The organism is Methylobacter arcticus (assembly GCF_050917435.1).
GTDB lineage: Bacteria > Pseudomonadota > Gammaproteobacteria > Methylococcales > Methylomonadaceae > Methylobacter_A > Methylobacter_A titanis.
Genome location: NZ_CP159583.1, coordinates 669,719 through 681,166, shown reverse-complemented (window position 1 = coordinate 681,166; position 11,448 = coordinate 669,719). Strand labels below are relative to the sequence as shown.

General features: G+C 46.7%; 11 protein-coding genes and 1 tRNA gene. 1 reads left to right on the top strand and 11 read right to left on the bottom strand.

Translation table 11 applies throughout. The features are described 5' to 3' along the window. Positions 1–32 precede the first annotated feature (32 nt). The 11 genes from ABXJ76_RS03340 to rnr form a co-directional block, all read right to left on the bottom strand. Entirely contained in the window at positions 33–821 is a 789-nt protein-coding gene (locus tag ABXJ76_RS03340) for a retron system putative HNH endonuclease (protein WP_432744083.1), read from the bottom strand. Continuing rightward, positions 818–2,209, bottom strand: coding sequence for an AAA family ATPase (locus tag ABXJ76_RS03335; protein ID WP_432744081.1), 1,392 nt, complete (start codon positions 2,207–2,209; stop codon positions 818–820). The genes ABXJ76_RS03340 and ABXJ76_RS03335 overlap by 4 nt, the downstream gene beginning before the upstream one ends. A 172-nt stretch (positions 2,210–2,381) precedes the next feature. Continuing rightward, on the bottom strand, positions 2,382–4,319 hold the full coding sequence (locus ABXJ76_RS03330; RefSeq protein ID WP_432744079.1) for a heme lyase CcmF/NrfE family subunit: 1,938 nt from the start codon (positions 4,317–4,319) through the stop codon (positions 2,382–2,384). Further along, complete coding sequence (gene ccmE, locus ABXJ76_RS03325; protein WP_432744077.1) at positions 4,319–4,768, bottom strand: cytochrome c maturation protein CcmE; 450 nt, start codon at positions 4,766–4,768, stop codon at positions 4,319–4,321. The genes ABXJ76_RS03330 and ccmE overlap by 1 nt, the downstream gene beginning before the upstream one ends. Positions 4,769–4,771: 3 nt before the next feature. Beyond that, positions 4,772–4,930 (bottom strand): heme exporter protein CcmD, encoded by a 159-nt coding sequence (ccmD, locus tag ABXJ76_RS03320; RefSeq protein ID WP_432744075.1) that lies wholly within the window; start codon positions 4,928–4,930, stop codon positions 4,772–4,774. Next, positions 4,930–5,691: a heme ABC transporter permease gene (locus ABXJ76_RS03315; protein WP_432744073.1), complete on the bottom strand. Its 762-nt coding sequence runs from the start codon at positions 5,689–5,691 to the stop codon at positions 4,930–4,932. Before ABXJ76_RS03315 ends, ccmD begins: the two co-directional genes overlap by 1 nt. 49 nt (positions 5,692–5,740) lie before the next feature. Continuing rightward, positions 5,741–6,634, bottom strand: a complete 894-nt coding sequence (locus ABXJ76_RS03310; RefSeq protein WP_432744071.1) for a hypothetical protein — start codon at positions 6,632–6,634, stop codon at positions 5,741–5,743. A gap of 50 nt (positions 6,635–6,684) precedes the next feature. Continuing rightward, the gene (gene ccmB / locus ABXJ76_RS03305; protein ID WP_432744069.1) at positions 6,685–7,359 is read right to left on the bottom strand and encodes a heme exporter protein CcmB; all 675 of its coding nucleotides are present in this window, start codon (positions 7,357–7,359) and stop codon (positions 6,685–6,687) included. Further along, on the bottom strand, positions 7,359–7,982 hold the full coding sequence (gene ccmA, locus ABXJ76_RS03300) for a cytochrome c biogenesis heme-transporting ATPase CcmA (protein ID WP_432744067.1): 624 nt from the start codon (positions 7,980–7,982) through the stop codon (positions 7,359–7,361). Before ccmA ends, ccmB begins: the two co-directional genes overlap by 1 nt. 3 nt (positions 7,983–7,985) lie before the next feature. Next, complete coding sequence (gene rlmB, locus ABXJ76_RS03295; RefSeq protein ID WP_432744065.1) at positions 7,986–8,732, bottom strand: 23S rRNA (guanosine(2251)-2'-O)-methyltransferase RlmB; 747 nt, start codon at positions 8,730–8,732, stop codon at positions 7,986–7,988. After that, complete coding sequence (gene rnr / locus ABXJ76_RS03290) at positions 8,729–10,969, bottom strand: ribonuclease R (protein ID WP_432744063.1); 2,241 nt, start codon at positions 10,967–10,969, stop codon at positions 8,729–8,731. The genes rlmB and rnr overlap by 4 nt, the downstream gene beginning before the upstream one ends. Before the next feature lie 243 nt (positions 10,970–11,212). On the opposite strand from rnr, the gene ABXJ76_RS03285 reads away from it, so the two are divergent. After that, a tRNA-Leu gene (locus ABXJ76_RS03285) sits at positions 11,213–11,299 on the top strand. Positions 11,300–11,448: the final 149 nt, after the last annotated feature.

The window sequence follows — 11,448 nt, the reverse complement described above, 5'->3', positions numbered from 1 at the left end:
TAACAGACTTTAATTATTGGCTTTTATGCTTCTCAGCCTGTGTAATTAATGTTGATTAAATAATCTTCAGCGGTTTTTCCAAGGTAGCTTCTAATCGTAGTAAAGAAACGCGGCCAATGTTCTCTATTGTCTTTTCGTAACTCGGCTTTAGCAAGGTTTAATATAGCTTCTTCGATTGTTAGTCCTGCCGAAAGTGTCGCTTCAATTTGTTCATTAAGCGCGTCCAATGTAGCTTTTCTTAAGGAATTTAATCGAGCTGAATTTAAATTGAGCTTTTCAGGATGCAAACAGTTGTTAGCTTTTTCTATATCAACCCCAGCATCACGACAATGATCTTCGTGTACGGATAAACTTCCATCCCTGCGGTTCGCTTGAAAGAGTATTGGAAATGCTGGAGTTTCAAGCGGATTTAAAATTTCATCTTCCCAAACAAACTCACTTTTTAATACATCCGAATGTCTTTCAGCATGCTTCGGGACAAACCGGATTTCATTATCCGTTACATATTTTTCCGATCCACCATGACAGCACCCCAACATATTCTGCCAATCTAATGCCCAGTTATAGCTAGAATTGCCGGTATCTGATTTTTTAGGGTGAAAATGCTCAACACGAAAGTCGTCTATTCCAATGCCCAAGCCCTGCTTTGTATCAATTTCACAATAGCAACAAAGGTTACCTTGATCTAATTGCAATTGGTCTTGAACATCTTTGTATCCTTGTTGGCATTCGTTTTTAAATTGCTCCCAGTTAGCGCTTGGATTATCAGTTTGATATTGCTCAAGTAAAGCGGGAATCGTTCCTTTTAAACACGCTTTCATAATTGCCGTTGAAACTCCTTCATACGAATGTCTATATCTGCCTTTACTAATTCCGGCTCATTTCCGCGACTCCATTCATCAAGCGCCTGACGTAATGTTAATGCCTCTTCCATATCCCATTTATCATCATCGATTAACTCAAGATAACGGTTCAGTTTTTGAACTATTTCCAAGTTTTGCGCACGTAATTCAACGCCAAATACTTCATTTAATATACGAGAAGCTTCTGCTCCTTGAGTTCCGGCTTCGGCTGAAGTAACTCGATTATCCGCCAATATTCTAATTTGATGACTAGGTACGGTTGATATAACCTGCGGACTATGAGTAGTAACTATAAACTGTATTTTAGGGAAGGCTTTAATCAAGTTACTCAAGATCGTCTGTTGCCACGCAGGATGCAGGTGCATTTCAACTTCATCAATCATCACTATACCGCTGGATTCTTTCGCAGCATTCAAACTCAAATGCGGATTTAGTTTGATACAGCGATATGCAATATCGCCCACCATTGCCAATACACCGCGAATACCGTCGCTTAATTGCCCGACTTTTAGTTTTCCATGTCTATCATGATTAAGGATTAATGATTTTTCATCACTCACACTGTATTCTAAATTATGCCAGCCTGTTTCTTCTTGCAGAACATCGTTAATCGCTTGTTGAACCACAAAAATAGTGTCTTTCCATTTAGAATTCATCGCAGATGACAAACCTTTTTCTGTTTGTTTAATTTGATCCTCTCTATAACTTTCAAAAATCCAGGTGAACCAATCTGCAAAATGCTTATATGAAGAAGCAGGATCAAGACAATCTCGATAAGCAAATAAGCGCATATAGAAATCGGCACCCTGGTTAATTTTCCTTTCTGTTAAACGTTTTTGGCTCCAAAGCCGTCCCGTACCGTAATAACCTATAACAGGTAAATCAACATCAGAACTTTCAGAATCTCTAATTCGATCTTGGACAATAGATGCCAAGATGTTTATTTTTTTAGAAGCCCCATCATCTTTGGTTTTTGTGCGAGGTGCTTCACTTTCACGAAAGCGCGTCCATGTCCGCGCTTGCATAGGATTTTGTCGCTCTATCAAACTGGTATCCACATCACCTTGCAAAGTAATTTTGCAAGGAAGCTGGCGCACCATTTGTCTATCTGGCTTTCTTAACATTCGCACATCATCAACACTAATAGCATTAGCTGGATCGTTATATCCAGTGTGCGCCAAATCAAAACCACCAACAAAAGACCACAAACCGATGCGAATAGCATCCAGGACTAACGATTTCCCTTGCCCGTTTTTCGCCACAAGCACGGCCAATTGTTCATCTAAATCAATAGATAATGATTCAAAGCAACGAAAATTGGTTATCTCAAGTTTTTTTAGTTTCATTGTCGCTGTTACTTAAGGTGATTTCCAATAATAAATCTACCCAAAGAATCGTCCACGAAAAGCACGAAAAATCCTACTACAAAATTCTTTCGATTTTTTTTCGGGTCTTTCGTGATTTTCGTGGATCATATTTTTTCCTTCGGATCAGTAGCTAAGGCGCGCATGGCACGCCCTATGCAAATTTTGCAACGCGATACCGTCTATCGCAAGCCGCGATTAAGCCGCCTGCCGCCATGAACAAAGCGCCCAGCCAAATCCAGCGAATGAACGACTTGTAATAAACCCTCATGCTCCACGCGCCTTGATCGCCCAGCGGTTCGCCTATCGCCACAAACAAATCCCGGAACAAACCGGCATCGATAGCCGCTTCGGTCATCGGCATTTTTTGCACCTGATAAACCCGTTTTTGCGGTTCGAGCTTGGCGACCTCTTTGCCGTTATGACTGACGGTGACAAAAGCCTGCTCTGCAATATAGTTAGGCCCTTGGGTTTGCTTGACGCCGTGAAATTCAAAAATATAGCCGGACATATCCAAAGCATCGCCGGGCGCCATACGGACATCTTTTTCGACGCTGTAAACCGAGGTCAGGGTAATGCCGACCACGAACACGGCAATGCCCAGATGAGCCACGGTCATGCCGTAAAAACCGGCCGGTACGGTGTGCAGTCGTTGCAGTGAAAATCCCTGCGGCCCCATCCGGTCAATAAAAGACAGCGCAGTAATCGCAACCGTCCACAACGCCAAGGTTAATCCCAATACTGCAGCCCAGGAATAAAACGGCATAGCCAACGGAATCAGCAAACCGATCGCGACGCAAGCCAAAACAATCCAGCGCACCCGCAAGGCAATCACGTTGATATTGTCTCTTTTCCAGCGCAACAGCATGCCCAAGCCTACCGCAATCGCCAGCGGCGCCATCAGCGGAATGAACACCGCGTTAAAATACGGAGGGCCGACTGAAATCTTGCCTAAACCCAGCGCGTCAATGACCAAGGGATACAAGGTGCCCAGCAAGATACTGGAAGCGGTCACCACTAACAGCACATTGTTCAGCAATATCGCCGACTCTTTGGACACCAGTTCAAAGGTCGCGCTGCTTTTGACGTAAGGCGCTCTTATCGCATACAGCAATAATGACCCGCCTACCACAACGGCTAAGAAAATCAGGATGAACAGGCCTCTTGCCGGATCGCTGGCAAACGCATGTACCGAGGTTAATACCCCGGAACGCACCAGAAATGTGCCGAGCAAGCTTAAGGAAAATGCAAAAATCGCCAGCAATACCGTCCAGGTTTTAAATACGCCGCGTTTTTCGGTGGCGGCCAAAGAATGAATCAGCGCCGTGCCGACCAGCCAGGGCATGAATGAGGCGTTTTCGACAGGGTCCCAAAACCACCAGCCGCCCCAGCCCAGTTCGTAATAGGCCCACCAACTGCCCAAGGCAATGCCGATGGTTAAAAACATCCAGGCGATATTGGTCCAAGGTCTTGACCATCGCGCCCAGGCAGCATCGACCCGGCCTTCAAGCAACGCGGCAATGGCAAAAGCAAAGGCGACCGAAAAGCCGACATAGCCCATATACAGCATCGGCGGATGTATTGCCAAACCAAGATCCTGCAACAACGGGTTTAAGTCTCGCCCTTCCAGAGGCGCCGGAAACAGGCGTTCAAACGGATTGGACGTCAGCAATAAAAACAGGATAAAACCGATAGAGACCAGCCCCATCACCCCTAAAACGCGAGCGACGGTAGCCTCAGGAATAGTTTTGCTAAACTGTGCCACTAAAGCCGTCCACACCGACAACACCAAGCCCCATAATAATAAGGAACCTTCATGCGCACCCCAGACACCGGAAACCAAATACAAAGTCGGCAATGCGGTATTGGAATTAGTGGCAATGTATTTGACCGAAAAATCATGGGTCAAAAAGCCATAAGTCAGGCAAGCGTAAGACAAGACCATGAATAACAATTGGCCATACGCGGCGGGTCTTGCGACGCTAGTCCAGCCGGATATGGATCGGGAGGCGCCGATAATCGGCAGCATTCCTAAAACAACAGCCATGCACAAGGCCAGTATCAGCGAAAAATGCCCCAGTTCTGCAATCATTATTTTTGACCTGTAACGAGTGGTGCCGGCTGATTTTTCAAGCTATCTTTTACTTCCGGCGGCATATAATTTTCATCATGTTTGGCTAACACTTCTTCGGCGATAAATACGCCCTGTGCATTTAACTTACCGTGCGCAACAATGCCCTGCCCTTCTCTGAACAAATCCGGCAGGATGCCGGTGTATTCAACCGTCACATTTTTGCTGTAATCGGTCAGTTTAAAACGCACCATCAAGCCGTCATTCGGTCTTTCTACGGAGCCTTTAATCACCATGCCGCCCAGGCGGAATAAAGTGTCTTTGGGCGCCTTGCCTTCGATAACGTCGGTGGTCGAAAAAAAGTACATCAAATTTTCATTAAAGGACTTAAGCGCGAATGCGGTGGCAAGCCCGGCTCCGATAACCATTAGGCCGATAAGCATTAAACGCTGTTTTCTAGCTGGTTTCATGATTTATTGCCGTTTTTGTTTGAGCGCCAGGGCGCGTAAAAACTGTCTGCGCTGCACCACCGGGATAATAATATTGGCCAGCAGCACGATTAAGGTCAGGCCGTAAGAAGTCCAGACATAAAAGCCATAGCCGCCCATGGCGAAAAATTCCTGCATCGTCATTACTTCGACTCCGAGACCATGTTCTTAACCCATTGCGCGTTGCGTTCACGTAGTAACAATTCAGTACGCGCCCGCTGCAACATCGCAATCAGATAATAAAATTTAAACGATACCGCCATCAGTAACAGCGGTATCAACATGCTGACATGAATGGACGGTTTATCCATTTTGGTGACGGTCGGCCCTTGATGCAGCGTGTTCCACCACTCGACGGAGTAATGAATGATCGGGATATTGACCACGCCGACCAGAGCCAAAATAGCCACGGCTCTTGACGCGGTACGCTTATCGTCTATCGCGCCGTAAAGTCCGATAACGCCAAGATACAAAAACAGCAATATCAATTCGGATGTTAAACGCGCATCCCAGACCCACCAAGTCCCCCACATCGGCTTGCCCCACAAGGAACCGGTCACCAGTGCGATAAAGGTAAAGCTGGCACCGATCGGCGCACTGCTGATCGCCACTATCTCCGCCAGTTTGATCCGCCAAATCAAGCCTATGGCGCCGGCAACCGCCATGACCACATAAATGAATAACGACATCCAGGCGCTGGGCACATGGATATAGATAATGCGATAGCTGTCGCCCTGCTGATAATCGGCTGGCGCCAGATACAGGCCGCCGTATAGTCCGACTGCGGTTACCAGTAGAAAAATAACCACCAGCCACGGCATCAATCGCCCGGTAAAAGCGTAAAAATGCGGCGGGGAGGCCATGCGGTGGAAGAAGCGAACGACGGGATCTGGAATTAACAACATAGGCAATCAGAAAAATGGTTTAAAACTAACATGCAGGAACGATCTGTTTTTAAGCTTTGCAGTATGAAGGAACCCAGCTGCGTTCAAGCATATACTCAGGCAATTCATTAAAATCAAAAGCGATGCCGTCTTTAATCATCTGCTCAACATTAAACAATTGCCCGACTTCAGGAATATCCTTAAAGAACAACGTATAGAACGGCTTAACCAGCGCTTTTGAAACTTTCATGCCTATCGGACCGATAAAATTCCTTCGCTGCCCGACATGCGCCACTTCATCAATGGTAATTTCATCCAGCAACTCTTTTAAACGGGCGCATACTTCCGGCTCATCGGCCAGCACGTCATCAAACAGGCGATATAAATGACAATAAAAAGTCACCCCCATCAACTCTGTTACAAAAGCCGGCGTGTCCATTAAAAAACCGGGTAACTTGGGAAACTGCTCGTAGATTTTTTCTTTAACCGGACCTAAAGGCACCCACTCCACTTTGTCCAAACCGCAAGTTTTCAGCATTTCATCAAACAGGCGCACATGGCAAAATTCTTCAGCCAAATGCACGCGACTGATCTTGTCTTCCACGGTATGCGAATTGGCCATATCGGGCACCGCATCCCAAGCGCCTTTAATACCTACCCATTCATGTCGGGCAAACTTGTACATACCTGTCAGCATCAAGGTCATGCGATCCAGCGATTTAGGGTCATCTTGCATGTCGACATAATTACGATAAAAAGCGTCAGGATCAGCCAGTGGCTTCCGTAATTTAACCGGGTTATCCTGAAAATGCTTCAGTCGATCGCGTTTTTTAGCTAAATCCTTGTCCTGTTCCAACAACTTCCCGCCATGCTGCTGGGTAAACTCCCAGTAACTAGCAAAATTTTCTTTTCGTTGTTGCTCGGTAGCCGGTGAAAAAACAGACAAATATTTAGTTGATACCATAATCATTTATTCCTGAGCGTCAATATGATTGATTATTCTACGAGATATTATCAATGAATACTCATTTTTAATGCCGCCGCTACCGGCAAAGGCGCCAATACTAAAGCCATCAATAAAATGGCAATCAATATATTAATTTGCGCGTCAACCGGCAAGCCGCTGCCGGCCATCTGCACCGCGTTACCGGCAAATATCAACACCGGAACATACAAGGGTAAAACCAGCAGCGACAAAATCATGCCGCCCCGACGCAGTCCTACGGTTAGCGCCACACCAACAGCGCCAATCAGACTTAACACCGGCGTTCCCAGCAGCAAGGTCAGCAACAAGGCTCCCAGAGAATGATTGGGCATGCCTAAAAAAACCGCCAGCAGCGGCGCTACAATCAGCAGCGGCAAGCCGGTCACCAACCAGTGGGCGATAATCTTAGCCAGGACTAACACCGTGGTCGGGTGGGGGCTTAATAGCATCTGTTCCAGTGAGCCGTCATCAAAATCCGAACGAAACAGGCTGTCCAGAGACAGCATGGCCGCCAGCAATGCGGAAACCCAGATGATACCCGGTGCGATGGCTTGCAATAAATGCGGCTGCGCACCGATGCCCAACGGGAACAGGGTTATCACCAGGATAAAAAACAGCAGCGGATTGGCTATTTCGGAACGACGCCGCAAAGCCAGAACCAAATCGCGGCGAATAACGGCAAAAAATGCGCGGGATAAAGACATCAGGATAAATGAATACGCAGAACATCGACATCAGGCAAGTCTATGTCATGATGCGAGGTGAGGACAATCATGCCGCCGTTAACGCAATGTTCGGTCATTAAGGTTTCAATCAGGGCAATACCCTGCTTGTCTAATGAGGTGAAAGGCTCATCCAGAATCCACAACACATTTTCGGTAATCAGCAACCGGGCTAGCGACAGCCGTCTTTTCTGACCTGCCGATAAAGCCTGAGCCAGAATATCATCATAACCTTGCAGATGAACTTTGCTTAAAGCCTGATGAATGGAATACCGGCCGGAATTGCTTAAGGCTACCGACATTCTTAAGTTTTCCAATACGGTCAGTTCTTTTTTAATGCCGTCCAAGTGGCCGACATAGGCCATCTGCGCATGAAACTGGCTGTCTTTTACGTGGTCGCCGCACCAGCAAATCTTACCGGAATCGGGCTCCCGGAATCCGCATAAAATACGCAATAACGAAGTCTTACCGCTGCCGTTTTTGCCTTCCAGCAATAGAATCTGTCCTGAAACCAGCTCAAAAGCCAGTTCTTCGAATAACACCCGGTCATCGCGAATGCAGCTTAAACCCGTGCCTTCGAGAGAGTATGTTGATGTTATTCGCATTGATCAAACAGCAACTAACCGCTGCCGCACAGCTTCATAAAGCAGCACACCGGTCGCTACCGACAAATTAAGACTGTCTACCTGCCCCAGCATCGGCAACTTAACTAATATATCGCATTGCTCTTTGGTCAAGCGTCTTAAGCCTTTACCCTCGGCACCCACGACCACAGCCAACGGCACGGTGAAATCGGTTTGATAGGCCGTTTGAGTGGCTTCTCCCGCCGCGCCCATGACCCATATCCCCTGATCTTTAAGCCAGCGCAAGGTTCTGGCCAAATTGGTCACCTGATAAACCGGCACCGTTTCAGCAGCCCCGCTAGCCACTTTACAGACCGTCGGAGTAATCCCGGTAGCGTTATCTTTGGTAATAATGACGCCATGCACACCGGTAGCGTCGGCAGTTCTAAGGCATGCGCCGAAATTATGCGGATCCTGCACATTATCCAGCACCAGGAATAAAGGCGTTCCTGATAAGGTTAATACCGCATCCTTTAGATCGGTTTCCGATAACTCGCCGGGCATTTCAACTTCGATAACGATACTTTGATGATTATTGCTATCGGCCAGTTTATCCAGCTTTTTCCGATCGACTTTTTCCGGCTCTATGCCCAGATCCAATAAATCATCAATCAGCTGCGTCAAACGCTTGTCTTGCCGTTGGCTGTCAACCCAAGCTTTACCGATTTTTTTAGGGGAATAATCTAAAGCCGACTGTACCGAATGTATGCCGTATATTTTGCTTAATTTCATTTTTTACGACGTCTTTTTTTAGGTTTGGTATCCATCACGACTTGTTTTTCCGCCAGTTCAAAATCCATCTTCTTTTCGTCCAGATCAACACGGACGACCCTGATATTGACACTATCGCCCAGCCGGTAATTAATGCCGGTACGTTCGCCTCTTAACTGGTGACTGGTCGCATCGAAATGAAAATAATCCTGAGCCAGATTGCTGATATGAACCAAGCCTTCAACATAAATTTCGGCAAGCTCGACAAAAAAACCAAACGAGGTGACCGCTGAAATAATACCGGGGAATTCCTCGCCAACCTTATCCATCATATATTCGCATTTGAGCCAGCTCACCACATCCCGCGTGGCATCATCGGCGCGGCGCTCATGGGCTGAACATTGTTCGCCCAAAACAACCATATCGGGAACGCCATAGAAAAAGCTTTCCACCGGCTTGCCCTGCAAACAATGCCTGATTGCACGATGCACCAACAAATCGGGATAACGGCGAATAGGCGAGGTAAAATGCGCGTAAGCCTCCAGCGCCAGACCGAAATGGCCTTTTAACTCGGGACTGTAGACCGCCTGCGACATCGAACGCAACAATACGGTCTGAATCAAATGCGCATCAGGCCTATCTTTGATTGACTCCATCAGATGCATATAATCCAGCGGCGTTGGCTTATCCCCGCCGCCTAAACTCAAGCCCAGTTCGCCAATAAAGGTTTTCAGATTAAGCAGCTTATCGGCACTTGGACCTTCGTGTATCCGCAACAACTTGGGCATTTTTTTACTATTTAAAAACCGCGCCGCCGCCATGTTCGCGGTGATCATAAATTCTTCGATCAATTTGTGTGCATCGTTACGCACCACCGGCACTATTTTTTCAATTTTACGTTCTGCACCGAAAACAATCCGGGTTTCCTGCGTGTCGAAATCCATTGCGCCGCGCTGTTCTCGGCTCACCCGCATCACCTTGTACAGCGCGTATAGCTCCTGTAAATGCGGCATCACGGCTTTATATTTTTCGGCTAAGGCAACATCGCCATCAACCAGCATTGCTGCGACTTCATTGTAGGTCAGTCGGGCATGAGAACTCATCACCGCGTCAAAAAAACGTGACCGAACAACCTGGCCCTGTTGGTCTATGTATAGCTCGCACACCATACATAGGCGGTCCACATGGGGATTAAGCGAACACAAGCCATTGGACAAAATCTCCGGCAACATCGGTATGACCTGTTCAGGAAAATAGACCGACGTACTGCGTTTTTGAGCTTCCTTGTCTAATTCCGAATTAATCTGCACATAATGCGAAACATCGGCGATCGCAACCAATAACTTCCAACCCTTAGGGGTTTTCTGGCAATAAACCGCATCGTCAAAATCACGGGCATCTTCACCATCAATCGTGACCAAGGGAATGTCCCTTAAATCAACCCGGCCTTCTTTTGCCGACTCCGGCACATCCTTGCTAAGCGGTTTAATTGCTTCCAGCAATTCATCAGGCCATTGATTAGGCAGCTCATGGGAACGAATCGCCATTTCGATTTCCATTCCCGGCGCCATGTGTTCGCCCATGACCTCAACAATGCGCCCAATAGGCTGCCGAAGCTTAGTCGGCTGCTCAACGATTTCGGCAACGACAATCTGTCCTTGTTTTGCCTTGCCGGTGCCGTCTTTTTGAACCAGAATGGTTTGCGCTATATTTTTATTGTCCGGCACCACGTAAGTAAAACCGTCTTCTTTATAGAGACGCCCAACAACATGGTGCGTATTTCTCTGAAGAATTTCAACAACAGCCCCTTCCCTGCGGCCTTTTTTATCGACCCCGGCAATACGTACCAGCGCCCGATCATTGTGCAGTAAAGGATTCATTTCTCGTGGCGATAAGAACAGGTCGTCCGAGCCATCATCCGGCTTAATAAAGCCAAATCCGTCCGCATGACCGATAATGCGCCCGGCAATTAAATCCTCATTATTAACCAGGCAATATTTCTTGCCCCGATTAAATAATAATTGCCCGTCCCTTTCCATTGCCCGTAAACGGCGGCGTAAAGCCTCTAGCTGGTCTTCGGTTTCAAGGGTAAACGCTTCGGCGAGTTCTTCACGACGCAAAGGTTTGCCAGCATGCTCGATGAATTGAAGAATTAATTCGCGGCTGGGAATGGGATTCTCATATTTCTCAGCTTCACGCTGAGCATATGGATCTTTTGTTGAATTAAAATCAACGTCTTTTTTAGACTTCAATGTCATTTAAATAATAAAATAAAAAAGGTGGATACGATAAACATAATCTTAAGTATATAGGTTTAGTATATCGATTAGAATTGAAAGAGAAAAGTTTTTGGCCTTTATGCAAAAAAACTTTTTTCTCCGCGGGTTTAAAGTAACGTCATCCTGTCTGACTTACTTTAGGATAAAACGTCACACCTAATTGACAAAATCAAAATGGATGGGTATAGTGCGCGCTCACTTTAGCTTTTACAGCTAGCCTCTGCCGAGGTGGTGAAATTGGTAGACACGCCAGCTTCAGGTGCTGGTGGGGGCAACCCCATGGAGGTTCAAGTCCTCTCCTCGGCACCATCAGTGATCACAAAATATAGCAATTCTTGCTAGACATCATTCCACACCTTTGATTCATCGGGAAAATTTCAAAAAAAACTGCCTGCAGTTTACATGAAAAGCGCTTTTTCGATACTATTATTATGACTGCCAATCAAGCCAGTCGCACG

Bases quoted from the DNA above. Each gene is read 5' to 3' on its own strand.
- rlmB (WP_432744065.1), bottom strand. From the start codon at position 8,732: ATGAAATTAAGCAAAATATACGGCATACATTCGGTACAGTCGGCTTTA.
- ccmA (WP_432744067.1), bottom strand. From the start codon at position 7,982: ATGCGAATAACATCAACATACTCTCTCGAAGGCACGGGTTTAAGCTGC.
- rnr (WP_432744063.1), bottom strand. From the start codon at position 10,969: ATGACATTGAAGTCTAAAAAAGACGTTGATTTTAATTCAACAAAAGAT.
- ccmE (WP_432744077.1), bottom strand. From the start codon at position 4,768: ATGAAACCAGCTAGAAAACAGCGTTTAATGCTTATCGGCCTAATGGTT.
- ccmB (WP_432744069.1), bottom strand. From the start codon at position 7,359: ATGTCTTTATCCCGCGCATTTTTTGCCGTTATTCGCCGCGATTTGGTT.
- ABXJ76_RS03340 (WP_432744083.1), bottom strand. From the start codon at position 821: ATGAAAGCGTGTTTAAAAGGAACGATTCCCGCTTTACTTGAGCAATAT.
- ABXJ76_RS03330 (WP_432744079.1), bottom strand. From the start codon at position 4,319: ATGATTGCAGAACTGGGGCATTTTTCGCTGATACTGGCCTTGTGCATG.
- ABXJ76_RS03335 (WP_432744081.1), bottom strand. From the start codon at position 2,209: ATGAAACTAAAAAAACTTGAGATAACCAATTTTCGTTGCTTTGAATCA.
- ABXJ76_RS03315 (WP_432744073.1), bottom strand. From the start codon at position 5,691: ATGTTGTTAATTCCAGATCCCGTCGTTCGCTTCTTCCACCGCATGGCC.
- ABXJ76_RS03310 (WP_432744071.1), bottom strand. From the start codon at position 6,634: ATGGTATCAACTAAATATTTGTCTGTTTTTTCACCGGCTACCGAGCAA.
- ccmD (WP_432744075.1), bottom strand. From the start codon at position 4,930: ATGACGATGCAGGAATTTTTCGCCATGGGCGGCTATGGCTTTTATGTC.